This window comes from Streptomyces sp. Y7, assembly GCF_043195415.1.
In the GTDB taxonomy this organism is placed as follows: Bacteria; Actinomycetota; Actinomycetes; order Streptomycetales; family Streptomycetaceae; genus Streptomyces.
The window spans coordinates 28387-45436 of the sequence record NZ_JBIDDQ010000007.1 but is presented as its reverse complement, the minus strand read 5'-3'; the positions used below and the strand labels follow the sequence as shown (position 1 = coordinate 45436).

Genomic DNA, 17050 nt, shown 5'->3' with positions numbered 1-17050 from the left:
CCCCGGTGCGCTATACGTTGAGAGTGGCAAGGAGTCGGCGAACTCCTTGCCTTCGTCGTTTCCGACGCCGCACGCCGAGGCGGCCGCGCTCTCAGATGACGCAGCCCACGTGCGCCAGCGCCTGCTTCAGCAGCACCCCGTGCCCACCCGGCATCTCGCTCTGCACCGCGGGCGACAGGGCCTCCTGCGGGCTGAACCAGACCAGGTCCAGGGCGTCCTGGCGGGGCCGGCAGTCGCCGGTGACCGGGACGACGTAGGCCAGGGACACCGCGTGCTGACGCGGGTCGTGGTACGGCGTGACGCCGTGCGTCGGGAAGTACTCCGCGACCGTGAACGGCTGCAGCGACGTCGGCACCCGGGGGAGCGCCACCGGGCCGAGGTCCTTCTCCAGATGACGCAGGAGCGCGTCACGGACGCGCTCGTGGTGCAGTACGCGGCCGGAGACCAGGGTCCGGCTGACCGTACCGTCCGGTCCGATACGCAGCAGGAGGCCGATGCTGGTGACCTCACCGCTGTCGTCGACGCGCACGGGCACTGCCTCGACGTACAGGATGGGCATGTTGGCGCGTGCCTGCTCCAGCTCGTCGCTGCTCAGCCAGCCGGGCGTGGTTTCGGTCATGTCAGACATTGCTTGATCATACTTTCCGGGAATTGCGAACGCTCAGTCGCGATCGGAACGGGGGACGGGGTCGGGCAGTCCGTAGAGGCGGCGGGCGTTGTCACCGGCCGCCCACGCCGCGATCCGCAGCGCGTCCGGCAGGCCGAGCTCATCGGCGTCCACCCGGTCCTGGAGCAGCTCGCCCAGGCCGCGGCGGAACGCCAGTGCGCCGAGCCGGTACAACTCGGCCAGACCATACGCGTCCGAGCTGTACAGCAGCTTGCGGAACGGCGTGATCTCCAGGGCCTCCGCCAGGATCGCCCGGGAGCGTGCGGGGCCCACGTGGTGCAGGGTCAGGCCCACGTCCAGATAGACCTGCTCGAAGACCGCCGCCAGATAGGCTGCCTGCCGCTGGTACGGCCAGCAGTGCAGGAGCAGGACGGGGATCGTGCCCCGGGTCAGATGCAGCCAGTCCGTGAGGTGGGTGGGGTCCACCCGGTGCAGCCGGATGTCGTTGTCGCCGAACCCCGTGTGCAGCTGGAGCGGGAGGCCCAGGTCGACAGCCGTCCACAGCAGATGGCGCACCAGGACCGGGTCCGCGAGCCGTCCGCCGTCCGCGAGCCACTGCCGGGCCGCCGCGACGACGACCGCGTCCGGGGGAGGCGCCGGGTCCAGGTCGAAACCGGTACGGTAGGCGGCCACGGACTTCACCGCCACCACCCCCGGCCGGCGTACGGCCTCCTCGGCGGCCGAACGGAACGCGGCGGGGTAGGCGTCCGGTTCGACTCCGTCGGCCGCGACCGCCTCGGCCACCGACTCCAGCCGTACGACCTCGTACGCGGTCGCGCCGGCGGCCCGCGCGAGTTCCCCGGGCGAGGTGATCGGGTGGGGCGTGTACCCGGTGTCGACGCAGAACGCCTCGGTTCCCGCGGCGGACAGGAAGCGCCGGTCGACCTCGGCCCCGCCCAGTTCCGCGCGCCGGGCCAGGTAGGCGTCGGCGGGCGCGTGGCGGGGCAGGCCCAGCAGGGGTGCGCAGTGGCGGCGTACGGCGATGCCGAGCGGGGTGTCGAAGGGGGAGATGCCGGGCCATGGCTCGCCCTCGGTCAGCAGGGACTCGAAGCCGGCTCGGTCCGGTTCGGCGGTGACGATCCCGTGGCAGTGATGGTCGATGAGCGGCAGCGCCGCGAGCGCCTCGTGGACCGGCCCTGTGGCGCCCATGTCAGTACTTCCACCGGTAGGCGGCGGCCACCTGGTCGTCGTCGAGCCCGGCGACCGCGTCGATCTCGCCCTGTCGTACGGCGATCACCGCGTCCGCGAGCACCGGGCCGAGCGCGGCCCGCAGCAGCCGGCTCGCGCGGAACTCCTCGACGGCCTCGCCGAGCGAGGCCGGCAGTCTGCGCACCCCGCGCGCGGCGGCCTCCTCAGGGCCGAGGCGCGCCGGGTCACCGGTGATCTCCTCGGGCAGCGCCGCGCCCGCCTCCACACCGTCCAGACCGGCGGCGATCACACAGCCCAGGGCGAGATACGGGTTGGCGGCCAGGTCGACGGGCTTGACCTCCAGGTTGGCCACCTGGTCGCGGTGGCCCACCGTGCCGGTGACCACGCGCAGCCCCGCCTCCCGTGTCTCCCGGCCCCAGGCGGTGAACACCCCGGCCCACTGCGAGGGTCTGAGCCGCAGATAGCCGGCCGGGCTCGGCACGGTCACCGCGGTGAGGGCCGGGAGATGGCCGAGCACGCCGGCGACGAAGGACTCGGCCTCCGGCCGCATCCCGTACCGGCGCTCACCGCCCGCGTGCAGGTTCACCCCGTCACGCCAGGCGGAGAGATGGACGTGGCCGCCGTTGCCGACGCCCTGCCCGAGGACCGCCGGGGCGAAGGACACCGCGAGGCCGTGCCGCCGCGCCACCGCGCGGATGGTCTGCCGCACCAGCACGCTGCGGTCGGCCGCGGCGACCGGGTCCAGCGCCGCCACCGACAGCTCGAACTGCCCGGGCGCGTACTCCGGATGGAACTGGTCGACCTCCACCCCCTGCCGCGCGAGCGCCGCCAGCAGTTCGGCGGAGCAGTCGCTCAGCTCGACCTGGCGGGTGGCCCCGTACGCCGGACCCGTGACCGCCGGCACGAACGCGCCGTCCGCCGCGGGCGGCAGGCCGACGGCCCACTCGATCTCGATGCTCGCCCTGAAGGCGACGTTGTGGCGGGCGGCGGCCTCCTGGACGGTCCGCCGCAGGAAGGTGCGGCCGCACCCGGGATGCCGCTCGCCCTCCTGCGTGATCCGGTCGACCGGTGCCCATGCCCAGCCCGGCTGGCCGGCGAGCTCCACCAGGTGGTCCAGGTCGGGGTAGAGACGCAGATCGCCGTCCGGGGAACCGAGGACGTCGGTGGTGACGATGGAGTCGTTCGCGAGGAACGTGTCGAAGACCGGCGACATCCCGACACCCCAGGCCGCCGCCGAGGCCAGCTTGGCCGTCGGGATCGTCTTCACCCGGCCGATGCCCGCCGTGTCGACGTAGGCCAGGACGATCCCGTGCACGCCCCGCCCCGCCAGCTCGCCGCTCAGCGCGGTGGCCCGCTCGACGTCACCGGGACGCCCGCCCGGGACGGGGTCGGCAAGGGTGGTCATACGCTCTCCTCGACGGGCTCGGACGGTGCGCGGCGGTCCGGGTCGCCCCGCCGGGCGTCAGGGTTTCACGCCGACCGCCCCGTACTGCGGCACCGCGGCGGGAGAACCGGGGGCGCGCCACTGCGAGCAGGACACCATGCCCGGATCCAGCAGCTCCAGGCCCTCGAAGAAGGCGGCGATGTCCGTGCCGCTGCGGGCGGTGATCGGCGGCGTGGCGTTCTCGTTCCAGAACTTCATCGCCGGGATCTGGCCCTCGCCGCCGACCTCGGGGTCGAACGTCGGGTGGGTCAGGACCAGCAGGCTGCCGGAGGGAACGGCGGCCATGACGCGCCGCACGATCTCGCGGGCCTTGTCGTAGTCCAGGACGAAGTTGAGGATGCCCAGCATCATCACCGCGACCGGCCGGGCGAAGTCCAGGGTCTGCCCGGCGCGTTCGACGATGGCGTCCGGGTCGTGCACGTCGGCGTCGATGTACGCGGTGACGCCCTCATGCGTGCCCGTCAGCAGGGTGCGGGCGTGCACCAGGACGATCGGGTCGTTGTCGACGTAGACGATCCGTGAGTCGGGCGCGACGCGCTGGGCTATCTCATGGGTGTTGTCCGCCGTCGGCAGTCCGGTGCCGATGTCCAGGAACTGCCGTATGCCCTGCTCCTCGGCCACGAAGCGCACGGCGCGGCCGAGGAAGTCCCGGTCGGCGCGGGCGATGTCCCGGATGATCGGGAACATCCCGGCGACGTGCTCGCCGACCTGCTGGTCGACCTCGTAGTTGTCCTTGCCGCCGATCCAGTAGTTCCACACCCGCGCGTTGTGCGCCACACCGGTGTTCAGCCTCGCCGACCCGCCCGACGGGGTGTGGCCATCACTCACGACTCGTCCTCTCCTCGCACGAACGACCGAAACCGGTCATCGTCGCCATTGTGCCGCTCCGTTGATCACGTTGTCCCGGGAATCGGCAGAGCAGGCGCGGCCGTTGGCGTGCGGGCGGGGAGAGGACGGTGGGCGGGCCGCGCTAGTCGAACTCGCTGGGCGTCGGCGCGGGCGTCTTCCCCGCCAGGACGTCCTTCAGACGCTGTGTGCCGAGCTTGACCGCCTGTTCGACGGAGTCCGACTGGCCCCCGTCGAGACCGCCCGCGGTGACGGTGATCGCGTCGGTGCCGACGCGCACGGCGGCGACGTCCTCGGTGACGGTGGTCGGATCGCCGTTCGACGTGCCCGTCATGGTGATGCGCAGACCGACGCGGTCGTCACCCTCCTTGGGCAGCGACGTCTCGATGACCTGGACGGTGCGTTCCCCACCGCCGTTGCCGGTGACGGTGAACTGGTCGCACTCCGACGGCAGGGTCTTCAGCCACTCCAGGGACTCCTGCGGGTCGGTCCGCTCGTACGCGGCCACCTGGTACAGCAGGCGTGACTCGCCCTGCTGGAAGCCGCGCAGCGCGGACGCCCCGGACGGCTTGCCCAGCAACTGGTCGGTGTAGAGGCCGTCGAGCAGCCGCTGGCAGTCCGCGGCATCCGTCTTCCCGGTGAGGAAGTCGTCCACGTCGACGTCGCCGATGAGCTGGCTGTCGTGCCAGTTGGCGACGTCCGAGTCCTTCACCTGCGTCCAGTCGTCCTCGATGTCCGCCGCGGTGATCAGCGCGGCGACGGCACCCGCCTCGGTGAGCGTGGTGGTCGGGGACGCGGTCGGCGTCTGCCGGGCGACGGCACCGGCCTGGGAGACGTCGCCGCCGTCGTCCGAGCAGGCCGCGGTGGTCAGCAACGCACCGACGGCCAGGGCCGAGGAGAGCACACGGACAGGACGGGACGGGCGACGGATCATCTGGGATGCCTCCTGTGGACGCGACGGGTGTCCCCAGCGCACCACCGGTCCCGACGGTCCACCAGCGGCGCCGGACCGTTCGAGTGAGCGCCCGCGACCCCGTCGATTCCGGGTACCGATACCTTTCGGGCACCCTTCGCTTGAGCGCCCGCGACCCCGTCGATTCCGGGTACCGATACCTTTCGGGCACCCTTCGCTGTTCAATGGGAGCGAACGGTGCCGTCTCCCGGCGCCCGAGAGGAGCCGCCCCATGTCCCTCGCCGCCGTCCCGCCCGTCGGCGCGCGCATCCGGCAGGCGCGCCTCGCTCACGGGACGAGCCTGCGGGCGCTGGCGCGTGAGATCGGCGTGTCGGCGAGCCTGGTCTCGCAGATCGAGAACGGCAAGAGCCAGCCCTCGGTCAGCACGCTGTACGCCATCACCACCGCCCTCGGGATCTCGGTGGAGTCGCTGTTCGACGCGGGCGAGAGCGCCGCGGGGGCCGCCCGGTCCCCGGTGACGGCACCCCGCACCGCCCCGGATCCCGGATCTGCCACCGCCCCCGGCACCGTCCTGCACGCGCTCGCCGCCTTCGCCGCCGACCCGGGCCGTCGCATCGGGCCCCTGGTCACCCCGGGTGAGCGGGAGGTGCTGGAGCTGGACTCCGGCGTGGTGTGGGAGCGGCTCGGCCACGTACCCGGCACCCACGTCGACTTCCTCCAGGTCACCTACCGCCCCGGCGGAGCCTCCTCCAGCTCCGGCGGCCTCATGCGCCACGCCGGCACCGAGTACGGCTGCCTGACCTCGGGGGAACTGATCCTCACCCTCGGTTTCGACGAATACACCCTGCGTCCCGGAGACGCCGTCTGCTTCGAGTCGACGACCCCGCACCGCTACCGCAACGATGGAGACGTACCGGCCATCGGTACCTGGTTCGTGTCCACCGAGATGTTCAGTGACACTTGACACCCGCCCCGGACAGTCGTTCACTCCGAAGTGGGGGTGGTCGCCATGGCGATCCGCACGTTCGGACCCAATGCCGTCGACTGGGAAGAGCGCGTCGACCTGGACCGGCTGCGCAGACAGCGGCTGGCCCGGCTCAACGAGACCCTGAACCGCTCCGAGCTGGGCGCGGTGCTCAGCTTCGACTTCGCCAACATCCGCTACATGACCGCCACGCACATCGGCACCTGGGCGATGGACAAGCTGATCCGCTTCGCCCTGCTGGTACGCGGCGGTGAACCGGTCGTCTGGGACTTCGGCTCCGCCGCCCGCCACCACCAGCTGTACAACCCGTGGCTCGACTACAGCGACGGCAAGGGCGGCCCGCCCACCGGCGCCCGCGCCGGCATCTCCACACTCCGCGGCGCCTTCCACCCCGACGCGGGCATCGCCGAGGACGTCGCCGCGAAGATCGCCGCCGAGCTGCGCGAGCACGGCCTGGCCGGCGAGCCGCTCGGCATCGACGTCGCCGAGATGCCGATCCTCACCGCCCTGCGCGCCGAGGGCATCGACGTCGTCGACGGCCAGCAGGTCTTCCTGGAGGCCCGCCGCATCAAGACCCCGGACGAGATCTCCCTGCTCACCCAGGCCTGCGCGATGGTCGACGCCGCCTACGAGGAGCTGTACGGCCATCTGCGCCCCGGCGTGCGCGAGAACGAGTGCGTCGGCGTGGTCAGCAAGGTCCTGTACGACCTCGGCAGCGAGTACGTCGAAGGTGTCAACGCGATCTCCGGCGAGCGCTGTTCACCGCACCCGCACGTCTACAGCGACCGCCTGATCCGCCCCGGCGACCCCGCCTTCTTCGACATCCTGCACAGTCACCTCGGCTACCGCACCTGCTACTACCGCACCTTCGCGGTCGGCAGCGCCTCCGGCGCCCAGCGCGACGCCTACGTCCGCTGCCGTGAGTACATGGACCGGGCCATCGCCCTCGTCCGGCCCGGCGCGACGACCGCGGACATCGTCCAAGTGTGGCCGCGCGCCGAGGAGTTCGGCTTCGCCGACGAGACCGCCGCGTTCGCGCTGCAGTACGGCCACGGCGTCGGCCTGTCGATCTGGGAGAAGCCGATCTTCAGCCGGCTGGTCTCCCTCGACCACCCCGAGGTGCTCGAAGAGGGCATGGTGTTCGCCCTGGAGACCTACTGGCCCGCCGCCGACGGCTGGTCCGCCGCCCGGATCGAGGAGGAGGTCGTCGTCACCGCCGACGGCTGTGAGGTCATCACCAAGTTCCCGGCGGAGGAGCTGCTGGTCGCGGGCCGCAAGTACTGGACGGTGGGCGGCGAGCTGAACACCCGCCGCGAGGCGCAGTCCCACCTCAACACCGGGACACCCTGATGGAACCGGCCGAACTCCTCGCCGCCTACGAGCAGATGACCGTCATCCGCCGCACGGAGAAGGCCGCCCACGACCTGTTCCTCCAGGGCCTGGTCAAGGGCACCACCCACCTGGCCGCCGGGCACGAGGCCATCGCGGTCGGCGCGAGCGCCGCCCTGCGCCCCGACGACTACGTCTTCGCCACCTATCGCGGCCACCACCACGCGATGGCGCGGGGCGCCACACCGGAGGAGTGCCTCGCCGAACTCATGAGCCGGGCGACGGGGTTGTGCGGGGCCAAGGGCGGCTCCATGCACCTGACCAAGGCGTCCACCGGGATGCTCGGCTCCTACGCCATCGTCGGCGCCCACCTCCCGATGGCGGCGGGCGCCGCCTGGTCGGCCCGGCTGCGCGGCACCGACCAGGTCGCGGTCGCCTTCTTCGGCGACGGCGCCACCAACATCGGCGCCTTCCACGAGGCACTGAACCTGGCCGCCGTATGGAAGCTGCCCGTGCTGTTCGTCTGCGAGAACAACCTGTACATGGAGTACACGCCGATCGCCGACGTCACCGCGGTGGCCCGGCCCGCCGCCGACCGGGCGCCCGCCTACGGCATCGAGGGCGAGGTCGTGGACGGCAACGACGTCGTCGCCGTCCAGGAGGCGGTGGCCCGCCGCGCGGCGCGGGCCCGGGCGGGAGACGGGCCCGCACTGCTGGAGGCACGGACCTACCGGCACTTCGGGCACAGCCGCGCCGACCCGGCGACCTACCGTCCGGCCGAGGAGGTCGAACGCTGGCTGAAGCACGACCCGCTGGACCTGGCGCGAGGGCGGCTCGTCGAGATGGGGGTGCCCGAGGCCGTCCTCGGCGAGGCGGACGAGCGCGCGACGACCGTCGTGCAGCAGGCCGTCGAGGCCGCGAAGGCCGCCCCGCCGCCCGATCCGGACCAGGCGCTGACCGACGTATGGGCCGACGGAGGTGCGGCGTGGCGGACGTGATCAGCTACCGGGACGCGGTCGCCGACGGCATCGCGCGGGAGATGCGGCGCGATCCGTCCGTCGTGTGCCTGGGCGAGGACATCGGCGAGGCGGGCGGGGTGTTCAAGACGACCGCCGGGCTGTTCAAGGAGTTCGGGCCCGAGCGGGTGTGGGACACGCCCATCTCCGAACAGGCCATCGTGGGGGCCGCCATGGGCGCCGCGATGACGGGGATGCGTCCCGTCGCCGAGATCATGTTCTCCGACTTCCTGGCGTGCTGCTGGGACTACCTCGCCAACGAGATACCGAAGGTCCGGTACATGACGGGCGGTCAGGTCACCGTCCCGCTCGTGGTGCGCACCGCCAACGGCGGCGGGCTCGGCTTCGGCGCCCAGCACTCCCAGGCCACCGAGAACTGGGCGCTCACCGTGCCCGGTCTGAAGATCGCCGCACCGGCGACCCCCGCCGACGTGATCGGCATGATGGCGGCGGCCATCCGCAGCGACGACCCTGTCGTCTTCTTCGAGCACAAGGGGCTCCTCGCGTCCAAGGGCGCGCCCCCGCCGGCGGACCACGTCGTCGAGCTGGGCCGCGCCGCCGTAGTCCGCGAGGGCGCCGACGTCACGCTCGTCGCGCTCGCCTCGATGGTGCCGGTCGCCCTGAAGGCCGCCGAACTGCTGTCGGGCGAGGGCATCGAGGCCGAGGTCGTCGACCTGCGCTGCCTGGTGCCGCTGGACGTCACCACCGTACTCACCTCGCTCGGGCGGACCTCACGGCTCGTCACCGTGGAGGAGAACCCGTACCAGGGCGGCTGGGGCGCGACGCTCGTCTCCGTCGTCGCCGACGAGGGGTTCGCCCTGCTGGACGCGCCGGTCAGGCGGGTGGCGGGTGAGTGCGTCCCGCTGCCCTTCGCCGACGCGCTGGAGGAACGGGTGATCCCCACCGTCGACAAGGTCGTGGCGGCCGTACGCGGGCTCGCCGCCTACTGAACACCCCATGGGAGGAAGGGCGATGACCAATCGAACAGTCCTGCGTGGCGGTCACGTGCTGTCGATGGACCCCGACATCGGGGACCTGCCCCAGGGGGACGTCCTCATCGAGGACGGCAGGATCGTGGCGGTGCAGCCCGACATCGGCGCCGACGCCGAAGTGCTCGACATGACCGGACATATCGTCATCCCCGGCTTCGTGGACACCCACCGCCACACCTGGGAGGCGTCCATCCGCAACGTCGCCCCCGACGCCACCCTCGACGACTACTTCGTCGACATCCTCGACACCTTCGCCCCGCTGTACACACCCGAGGACGTGTACGCGGCCAACCTCGCCGGCGCCCTGGAATGCCTGAACGCCGGCATCACCACGCTCGTCGACTGGTCCCACATCAACAACACGCCCGAGCATCCGGACGCGGCGATCCGGGCTCTCGCGGAGAGCGGCATCCGCGCCCAGTACGCGTACGGCAGCGCCAACACCTCCCTCGCCGACTACTGGTTCGAGAGCAAGATCGCGATCCCGGGCGACGACGTCCGGCGGATCCGCGGCGAGTACTTCGCCTCCGACGACGGGCTGCTCACCATGGCCCTGGCCACCCGGGGCCCCGGCTTCTGCCTCAACGACGTCGTCAAAGCCGAGTGGGCGCTCGCCCGGGAACTCGGCATCCCGATCACCGTGCACGTGGCCATGGGCCGCCTCGCCGGCCGCTTCGGCATGGTCAGGCAGCTCGACGACCTGGGGCTCCTCGGCCCCGACACCACCTACATCCACTGCTGCTACCTGCACGAGGACGAGTGGCGGATGGTCGCCGACAGCGGCGGCACGGTCTCGATCGCGCCGCAGGTGGAGCTGCAGATGGGGCACGGCTGGCCGCCCGTGATGACGGCCGTCGAGTACGGACTGCGCCCTTCCCTGAGCATCGACGTCGTCACCACCGTGCCCGGCGACATGTTCACCCAGATGCGCGCCGCGTTCGGTGCCGAGCGGGCCCGCGTCAACGCCGATTGCTGGAAAGCCAACATGCCGGTGCCCGACACTATGTTGACGGCGCGTCAGATGCTGGAGATGGCCACGCGCAACGGTGCCCATGTCGCCGGCGTCGAGGACCGCACCGGCTCGCTCACCCCCGGTAAACGCGCCGACGTCGTCGCCGTCGACGCCACCGCGCTGAACGTCGCCCCCGTGCACGACGCGGCCGCCGCGGTGGCCCTGTCGGCGGACGTCTCCAACGTCGACACGGTCATCGTCGACGGCGTGATCCGCAAGCGCGACGGCCGGCTCGTCGCCGACGTCGCCCGCGCCCGGCGGCTGGTCGAGGAGTCCCGCGAACGGCTCCTGGCCGCGAAGGAGGCGAAGAGCGCCGCATGACCCGACACCTGGTGCGCGCGGCCGCCGATGTCCCGGAGCCGCCGTACGACGAACTCGGCCACCGGCGAAGGGACTTGGTGGGGGAGGCGGACGGGAGCGTGCACACCGGCTTCGGTCTGTGCGAGCTGCGGCCCGACGGCCGGGTCACCGCCCATGTGCACTCCTACGAGGAGAGCTTCCACGTCCTCGACGGTGCCGTGATCCTCGACGTGGCCGAGGGCTCCCACCTCCTCGAAGAGGGCGACTACGGCCTCCTCCCGGCCGGCGTCCCGCACGCCTGGCGCGGCGCCGGGGACTCGGGCGGGCGGTGGGCCGACATGCTCGCGCCGGTGCCGCGGGCCCGCTACGGCCACGACACCCAGGCCGTCCCCGCGCTGCCCGAGCGCGACCCCGTACGCATCGACGTCCGCGACCCGCGCACCCGGTCCTTCGGCCACTTCGAACCGGCGCAGATGGACCCCGGCAAGCAGTCGCAGGACCTGCTCGCGGTGTCGGCGAGCATGCGGACCGCGCTCCTCGTGTACAGCGGCATCACCGTGAAGATGATGGTCGACGGCGACCTCGGCGCGGTCGCCTCGACCATGTTCATGGTGCGGTACGCCCCCGACGGCGTCGCGGGCGGCCACGACCACCCCTTCGAGGAGACGTATCTGATCCTCGAAGGGCTGGTGGACGCCACCTTCGACGGGGAGCGGTACCGGCTCGGGCCGGGGGACCTCGCCTGGGCGGGTGCCGGTTGTGTGCACGGGTTCTCCAACGCGGGGCAGGGGCCGGTGCGCTGGCTGGAGACACAGGCGCCGCAGCCACCGCCGCGGCACTCGTACCGGTTCACTCGCGACTGGGACTATCTGAGGGAGGCCCTGGACCGATGAGCAGTGTGCTTGTCGTGGGCGGCACGTCCGGCATCGGCCGGGAGTTCGCCCGTCTGCGCGCGGGGCGGGGCGACGAGGTGGTGATCACCGGCCGGGACGCCCACCGAGCCGGCACGGCCGCCCAGGAGATCGGGGCCGGCCAGGGCCTCGCCCTGGACCTCTCCCGGCCGAAGGAGATCGCCGCCGCGCTGGACGGAACCGGACGCGTGGACCACCTGGTGATCGCGGGTGTGTCGCGCGACGAGAACCGGGTCGCCGCGTACGACATCGAGGCCGCCCTGCGTCTCGTCACGCTCAAACTCGTCGGCTACACCGAGGTCGTGCACGCCCTCGGCCCACGGCTGCACGACGACAGCGCCATCGTGCTGTTCGGCGGTCAGGCCAAGGAGCGCCCGTACCCGGGGGCGACGACCGTGGCGACCGTCAACGCGGGCGTGCGCGGCCTGGTGAACACCCTCGCCGTCGAACTGGCGCCCGTGCGGGTCAACGCCGTGCACCCCGGGGTCGTGGGCGACAGCCCGTACTGGGCGGGCAAACCCGAGGGGGTGCTGGCTGGGGTGCGCGCCAGGACGCCCGGCGGACGGCTCGCCACCATGGCGGACGTCGTGGACGCGGTGGACTTCCTGCTGCGCAACCGGTCGGTCAACGCGGTCGAACTCAGCGTGGACGGCGGGTGGTTGCTGGGCTGATCCTGTGGGTTGGCGGCCCGTTGGGCGGGGGTGCGGCTCAGCGCTTGAGTCCGACCGCTCCGTACAGGGACACGGGCTCGCCGCGCTGTCCGGTCTCCTCCTCGTCGGGCCGCCAGTCCGACAGGGAGACGATGCCCGGATCCAGAACCTCGAGCCCCTTGAAGAGACGGCCCATTTCGGCGTGCGAGCGAGCCACCAGGGTCACCCCGCTCGCCCGGTAGGCCGCGATGCCCCGACGGACGTTCTCCGGATCGAAGTCCGCGGTCATCGCCGACAGCACCAGACAGCTGCCCGGCGCCAGCGCACCGACCAGGGTGTCCACGAGTTCCCGGGCGCCGTCGTCGTCCGCGATGAAGTGCAGCAGCGCGATCAGCGACAGGGCGACGGGCCGGTTCAGGTCGAGGACGGCGCCCGCCGCATCCAGGATCCGCCGCGGTTCCCGCGCGTCGGCCTGCACGTACTCGGTCACGCCCTGCGCGGTGCCGCGCAGCAGGGCGTCGGCGTGCGCGAGGACGATGGGGTCGTTGTCGACGTACATCACCCGTGCGTCCGGTACGACGGACTGGGCGATCTGGTGCAGGTTGGGCTCGGTCGGGATGCCGGAGCCGATGTCCAGGAACTGGCGGATCCCCGCCTCCTGGACGACCGCCCGCGTGGCCCGCTCCATGAACCGGCGGTTGGCGCGCGCGTGCCGCGGGGCGTCGCCCTGCATGGCGGTGATCCGGCGGCCGAGTTCCTCGTCGACGGGGTAGTTGTCCTTGCCGCCGAGGAACCAGTCGTAGACCCGGGCCGGATGCGGCCTGCTCGTGTCGATCCTCGACAGTGCCGGTTCGGACCCGGTCACGCGGCACTCCCTGCGCTCGACGGCGGTGTCCGAGCAGTCTGTCACGATCATGAGGCCCGGCGGAGACTGTCTTCGGCCACCTCCTTGTCGAGCGAGGCCCGCACCAACGCGGCGGCGAGCACGGCCGGTTCGGTGTCCCCGGCGAGGTCGAGCAGTCGGTCCGGATCCTCCGTCAGGCCCAGCCGCCGGGCGCCGGAGAGGGCCTTGTCGTCCACGCGCGGGGCCACTTCGGGCCAGACCCGCTGGACCTCGCGCAGGAAGATGTCGGCTCCGGCCGGGCCCATGCCCGGGAACTCCTCCAGCAGCCGGTGCAGTTCGGCGACGTCGCCGTCCGCCTCCTTGCGCAGCCGCCGCAGATCGCCGTGCCAGCGGTCGTTCACCAGGGCGGCCTCGTCGCCGAGCTGGGTCGCGGTCCTCTCGTCGTAGCGCCGGTAGCCGCCCCGGCCCAGGGCGTCGACCCGCTCCTGCCAGTCGGCGTCGGCCATCCGGCGCGGGTCACGCAGCCCCGCCTCGTACAGTGAACGGGCGGTGTCGACGGCGATCGAGCCGCGGATGCGGGCGCTGAGCAGATGCGCCAGGACCAGCAGCCGGTACAGCGGCTGCGGGGTGTCGCGCAGCGGGATGCCCGCCTCCTCGGCGTAGGTCTGCCCGTGCGCCCGCACCAGTTCCCGTACGACGCTCCGGTCGTCGCTCACGGCTTCAGCGGATCGTGGCCGATCGTCATCAACTGCTGTCGTCGGCGGGTCTGTTCGGGTTCGGGTTCGTTCTCCAGGTCCGCCTCCTCGGTCACGGTGTCCACGACGTCGAACATCACCTGGATGTCGTCGTCCGTCAGGTCCGTGCGCCGCTTCTGGAGGATCGCGAGGACATGCTGTCCGGTCGGCGGGCCGGCCCGGTCCGGCAGCGGCTCGCTCTCCTCCTGTGCGTCCCTGACCCGCAGCCAGCCGGCCAGCTCCTGCGAGGTCATGTTCACCACGCGGTGGAACTCCTCCCACAGCGCGTCGAGTTCGAGGGCGTCGGTCACCATGTGCCCCTTGTCTCCGGTCGGGCGGTCAGTGCGGCGGGTCGTGTCTCTCGCCGGGCGTTCGGTGTGGCTTGTCGTGTCATGCGGCGGGTCCGGTCACTCTCCGGGCGGCCAGTTCTCGGCGTCGAACATCCAGCGCTGCTTCTCCAGCTCGCTGGTGATGCCGATCAGCAGGTCCTGGGTCACCGGGTCCGGCTCGGCGGTGGCGGCGATGCGTTCGCGCAGCCGCTCGATGGCCGCGCCCAGGGTGTCCACGACGAGCTGGACGACCTCCGTGTCACGGATCCAGCCCTCCTTCGGACCGGGCAGCGTGTAGGCCGCGGCGATCGTCTCCGGCCGGCCGTCGGGCGGCACGCCGAGCGCCGAGGAGCGTTCGGCGACGGTGTCGGCGAACGAGCGGGCGCTGGAGACCACCTCGTCGAGCTGGAGATGGATCGACCGGAAACGCGGGCCCACGATGTTCCAGTGCGCCTGCTTGCCGATCAGCGACAGTCCGAGCAGGTCGACGAGTGTGCCCTGCAGTGCGTCCCCGGCCACGCGACGGGCCGGTTCGGGAAGCGTGCTGTTCACCCCAGTCATTCCGGGCTCCTCCTTCTGGCTTGGTCCAGGCCGGAACGGAGCGATGCGGTGCCTGACCACTCCTGTCACTGCGATCACTCCCTGTCGGCGCGGGTGCCCAGGCGCGAACCGGTGCAAACGCGACCTGTCTCAGTGGGTGAGCACGCCGTCCAGGAAGCGGATCAGGTCCGCGAGGACCTCCGCCTTGTTCGTCTCGTGGAACACCTCGTGCCGGGCCCCGGCGTAGACCCGTTCGGTCATGTCCTTCCCCCGCAGCTCCTCGATCCCGACGCGGCTGCCGGCGAGCGGGACGAGCCGGTCGTCGTCGCCGTGCAGCCACAGCAGCGGCAGCCGTCCGACGGCTCCGCTCCTGGACACGGTGTCCAGCATCCGCGCGAACGCCTCCACCGTCGGCCGCTTCATCGCCCCGTGCCAGACCAGCGGATCCCGCGCGTACGCCGCGCCCACCTCGGGGTCACGGGAGAGGGCGGCCGGGCTGATGGGCGTGTCGGGGATCTCCTCGCGGGCGAGCAGCCGCCGCGGCAGCTCCCAGTCGCCGATCACCGGCCCGGACAGCACCAGGGCGGCCAGCTCGTCGCCGTGCAGCTGTGCGTACCGTGCCGCGACGAGTCCGCCCATCGAGTGGCCGAGCAGGACGAGCGGTACGTCCGGATGCGCGGTGCGGGCCAGGCCGGCCACGGCGTGCAGATCGGCGACCACGTCCTCGAAGTCCCCGATCGCCACCCGCTCGCCGTCCGAGCGCCCATGACCGAGGTGATCCGGCCCGAACACCGCCGCGCCCCGCCCGACCAGCACCTGCGCCACCTCGGCGTAACGGCCCACGTGCTCGCCGTAGCCGTGGGCCACCAGTGTGAGGAACCGGGGCCGGGGATTCGGCCATTCGCTCACGACGATCGATCCCCGGCGTCCGGCGAGGGCATGCTCGCGGGTGTCGGTCATTGCTCCTCCGGCTGCGATCTGCCGCGATCGCTGTGGTCGGCTGCGTCGCTGTGGTCAGCTGTCGTCGGTCTGGTCGGCTGCGTCGGTGAAGGTCCCCCGGGGGATCTTCCCAGGGTGCCGCGGGTCGGGCTATAGTCCAAAACTAGCGGTGCTAATTAACAGGGTGCCGTCCATGCTGCCCGGTCAGGAGTCCTGTCGTGCGTCCCGTCCACTTCGCGGCCGCCCGCCGCACCCCCATCGGCAAGCTGCGCGGAGCACTGTCCTGCGTCCGGCCCGACGACCTCGCCGCCACCGTGATCAGGGGTCTCGTCGCCGACGTCCCCGCGCTGGATCCGGCACGCATCGACGACGTCTACTGGGGAGCCGCCAACCAGGCCGGCGAGGACAACCGCAACGTCGCCCGCATGGCCGCGCTGCTCGCCGGCCTCCCGGAGACCGTGCCGGGTGCCACGGTCAACCGCCTGTGCGCCTCCGGCCTGGAGGCGGTGACGACGGCCGCGCGCACCATCGCGGCCGGCGAGGCCGACATCGTGCTCGCCGGCGGATCCGAGTCCATGAGCCGCGCCCCCTTCGTCCTGCCCCGCCCCGACGAGGCACTGCCGCACCGCATCGAGACCTACGACACCCGGCTCGGCTGGCGGCTGGTCAACCCGGCGATGAAGGACCTCCACGGCCTGCTGGCGATGGGCGAGACGGCGGAGGAGGTCGCCGGGCGCCACGGCGTGGCCCGCGAGCGGCAGGACGAGTTCGCGCTGCGCAGCCACCAACGCGCCGCCGACGCCCGCAAGAACGGCCACTTCGACGACGAACTCCTGCCGGTGACGCGCCCCGACGGCGTCCTCGTCGACAGTGACGAGTGCATCCGCGAGGACACCTCGTACGAGAAGCTGTCCCGGCTGAAGCCGGTCTTCCGCGAGGGCGGCACGGTCACCGCGGGCAACGCCTCACCGATGAACGACGGTGCCGCCGGACTGCTCCTGGTCAGCGAGGAGGCCCTGAACGACCTGGGCCTGGAATCCCTCGGCCGCTATGTCGCCGGCGCCTCCGCGGGCGTCCACCCCGACGTCATGGGCATCGGCCCGGTCCCCGCGACCCGCAAGGTCCTGGCCCGCGCCGAGTGGACGATCGCCGACGTCCAGGAGGCCGAGTTCAACGAGGCGTTCGCCGCCCAGGCGCTCGCCTGCGTGGACCAGCTCGGGATCGACCCGGAGCTGGTCAACCCCAGTGGCGGCGCCATCGCGCTCGGCCACCCGCTGGGCTGCTCGGGCGCACGGATCCTCACGACGCTGCTGCACCGGATGCGGCGGACGGGTGCGGAGCGAGGGCTGGCGACGATGTGTGTGGGTGTCGGGCAGGGGAGTGCGGTCCTGGTGGAGAGGCACTAGCAAGCTCCCGACTGGCGAGACGGTCCTTACCGGTACCTGTTGTC

General features: G+C 72.1%; 18 protein-coding genes. 8 read left to right on the top strand and 10 right to left on the bottom strand.

The genetic code is table 11. The annotated features are described in order from the left end of the window. Positions 1–91: 91 nt before the first annotated feature. The 5 genes from ACGFW6_RS19580 to ACGFW6_RS19560 all read right to left on the bottom strand — a co-directional run bounded on the left by ACGFW6_RS19580 (position 92) and on the right by ACGFW6_RS19560 (position 5040). The gene (locus ACGFW6_RS19580) at positions 92–619 is read right to left on the bottom strand and encodes an NUDIX hydrolase family protein (protein WP_380848355.1); all 528 of its coding nucleotides are present in this window, start codon (positions 617–619) and stop codon (positions 92–94) included. Between the two features lie 42 nt (positions 620–661). Further along, entirely contained in the window at positions 662–1816 is a 1155-nt protein-coding gene (locus tag ACGFW6_RS19575) for an amidohydrolase family protein (protein WP_393511003.1), read from the bottom strand. 1 nt (position 1817) lies between these two features. Then, positions 1818–3221 carry a glutamine synthetase gene (locus ACGFW6_RS19570; RefSeq protein ID WP_393511000.1) on the bottom strand — a complete coding sequence of 468 codons (1404 nt, stop codon included), beginning with the start codon at positions 3219–3221 and terminating at the stop codon, positions 1818–1820. Between the two features lie 57 nt (positions 3222–3278). After that, on the bottom strand, positions 3279–4088 hold the full coding sequence (locus ACGFW6_RS19565) for an SAM-dependent methyltransferase (protein ID WP_393510997.1): 810 nt from the start codon (positions 4086–4088) through the stop codon (positions 3279–3281). A 142-nt stretch (positions 4089–4230) separates the two neighbouring features. Further along, a complete protein-coding gene (locus ACGFW6_RS19560) occupies positions 4231–5040 on the bottom strand; it encodes a hypothetical protein (protein ID WP_393510994.1) in 810 nt (269 codons plus the stop codon). A 250-nt stretch (positions 5041–5290) separates the two neighbouring features. Between ACGFW6_RS19560 and ACGFW6_RS19555 the strand changes: the two genes are divergently transcribed. The 7 genes from ACGFW6_RS19555 to ACGFW6_RS19525 are packed head-to-tail and all read left to right on the top strand — an operon-like array spanning position 5291 to position 12235. After that, a complete protein-coding gene (locus ACGFW6_RS19555; RefSeq protein WP_393510991.1) occupies positions 5291–5983 on the top strand; it encodes a helix-turn-helix domain-containing protein in 693 nt (230 codons plus the stop codon). A gap of 45 nt (positions 5984–6028) precedes the next feature. After that, a complete protein-coding gene (locus ACGFW6_RS19550; protein WP_393510988.1) occupies positions 6029–7354 on the top strand; it encodes a M24 family metallopeptidase in 1326 nt (441 codons plus the stop codon). Beyond that, entirely contained in the window at positions 7354–8331 is a 978-nt protein-coding gene (locus ACGFW6_RS19545; RefSeq protein ID WP_393510985.1) for a thiamine pyrophosphate-dependent dehydrogenase E1 component subunit alpha, read from the top strand. Before ACGFW6_RS19550 ends, ACGFW6_RS19545 begins: the two co-directional genes overlap by 1 nt. Next, on the top strand, positions 8319–9299 hold the full coding sequence (locus ACGFW6_RS19540) for an alpha-ketoacid dehydrogenase subunit beta (protein ID WP_393510982.1): 981 nt from the start codon (positions 8319–8321) through the stop codon (positions 9297–9299). The genes ACGFW6_RS19545 and ACGFW6_RS19540 overlap by 13 nt, the downstream gene beginning before the upstream one ends. Positions 9300–9321: 22 nt before the next feature. Next, a complete protein-coding gene (locus ACGFW6_RS19535) occupies positions 9322–10674 on the top strand; it encodes an amidohydrolase family protein (protein WP_393510979.1) in 1353 nt (450 codons plus the stop codon). Continuing rightward, on the top strand, positions 10671–11546 hold the full coding sequence (locus ACGFW6_RS19530) for a cupin domain-containing protein (RefSeq protein WP_393510976.1): 876 nt from the start codon (positions 10671–10673) through the stop codon (positions 11544–11546). The genes ACGFW6_RS19535 and ACGFW6_RS19530 overlap by 4 nt, the downstream gene beginning before the upstream one ends. Further along, complete coding sequence (locus ACGFW6_RS19525; RefSeq protein ID WP_393510973.1) at positions 11543–12235, top strand: SDR family oxidoreductase; 693 nt, start codon at positions 11543–11545, stop codon at positions 12233–12235. Before ACGFW6_RS19530 ends, ACGFW6_RS19525 begins: the two co-directional genes overlap by 4 nt. Before the next feature lie 37 nt (positions 12236–12272). Here ACGFW6_RS19525 and ACGFW6_RS19520 read toward each other — a convergent pair whose 3' ends face one another. The 5 genes from ACGFW6_RS19520 to ACGFW6_RS19500 all read right to left on the bottom strand — a co-directional run bounded on the left by ACGFW6_RS19520 (position 12273) and on the right by ACGFW6_RS19500 (position 15621). Beyond that, entirely contained in the window at positions 12273–13079 is an 807-nt protein-coding gene (locus tag ACGFW6_RS19520; RefSeq protein ID WP_393510970.1) for an SAM-dependent methyltransferase, read from the bottom strand. A 47-nt stretch (positions 13080–13126) separates the two neighbouring features. Beyond that, complete coding sequence (locus tag ACGFW6_RS19515; protein WP_393510967.1) at positions 13127–13774, bottom strand: endonuclease; 648 nt, start codon at positions 13772–13774, stop codon at positions 13127–13129. Next, a complete protein-coding gene (locus ACGFW6_RS19510) occupies positions 13771–14103 on the bottom strand; it encodes a DUF3140 domain-containing protein (protein WP_393511923.1) in 333 nt (110 codons plus the stop codon). The genes ACGFW6_RS19515 and ACGFW6_RS19510 overlap by 4 nt, the downstream gene beginning before the upstream one ends. A gap of 96 nt (positions 14104–14199) precedes the next feature. After that, a complete protein-coding gene (locus tag ACGFW6_RS19505; RefSeq protein ID WP_393510964.1) occupies positions 14200–14682 on the bottom strand; it encodes a Dps family protein in 483 nt (160 codons plus the stop codon). 129 nt (positions 14683–14811) lie between these two features. Next, complete coding sequence (locus ACGFW6_RS19500) at positions 14812–15621, bottom strand: alpha/beta hydrolase (RefSeq protein WP_393510962.1); 810 nt, start codon at positions 15619–15621, stop codon at positions 14812–14814. 197 nt (positions 15622–15818) lie between these two features. Between ACGFW6_RS19500 and ACGFW6_RS19495 the strand changes: the two genes are divergently transcribed. After that, positions 15819–17006, top strand: a complete 1188-nt coding sequence (locus ACGFW6_RS19495; protein ID WP_393510959.1) for a thiolase family protein — start codon at positions 15819–15821, stop codon at positions 17004–17006. Positions 17007–17050 lie beyond the last annotated feature (44 nt).

Coding starts and splice junctions, on each gene's coding strand:
- ACGFW6_RS19580 (WP_380848355.1), bottom strand. CDS start 619: ATGACCGAAACCACGCCCGGCTGGCTGAGCAGCGACGAGCTGGAGCAG.
- ACGFW6_RS19575 (WP_393511003.1), bottom strand. CDS start 1,816: ATGGGCGCCACAGGGCCGGTCCACGAGGCGCTCGCGGCGCTGCCGCTC.
- ACGFW6_RS19570 (WP_393511000.1), bottom strand. CDS start 3,221: ATGACCACCCTTGCCGACCCCGTCCCGGGCGGGCGTCCCGGTGACGTC.
- ACGFW6_RS19560 (WP_393510994.1), bottom strand. CDS start 5,040: ATGATCCGTCGCCCGTCCCGTCCTGTCCGTGTGCTCTCCTCGGCCCTG.
- ACGFW6_RS19555 (WP_393510991.1), top strand. CDS start 5,291: ATGTCCCTCGCCGCCGTCCCGCCCGTCGGCGCGCGCATCCGGCAGGCG.
- ACGFW6_RS19550 (WP_393510988.1), top strand. CDS start 6,029: ATGGCGATCCGCACGTTCGGACCCAATGCCGTCGACTGGGAAGAGCGC.
- ACGFW6_RS19545 (WP_393510985.1), top strand. CDS start 7,354: ATGGAACCGGCCGAACTCCTCGCCGCCTACGAGCAGATGACCGTCATC.
- ACGFW6_RS19535 (WP_393510979.1), top strand. CDS start 9,322: ATGACCAATCGAACAGTCCTGCGTGGCGGTCACGTGCTGTCGATGGAC.
- ACGFW6_RS19530 (WP_393510976.1), top strand. CDS start 10,671: ATGACCCGACACCTGGTGCGCGCGGCCGCCGATGTCCCGGAGCCGCCG.
- ACGFW6_RS19525 (WP_393510973.1), top strand. CDS start 11,543: ATGAGCAGTGTGCTTGTCGTGGGCGGCACGTCCGGCATCGGCCGGGAG.
- ACGFW6_RS19505 (WP_393510964.1), bottom strand. CDS start 14,682: ATGACTGGGGTGAACAGCACGCTTCCCGAACCGGCCCGTCGCGTGGCC.
- ACGFW6_RS19500 (WP_393510962.1), bottom strand. CDS start 15,621: ATGACCGACACCCGCGAGCATGCCCTCGCCGGACGCCGGGGATCGATC.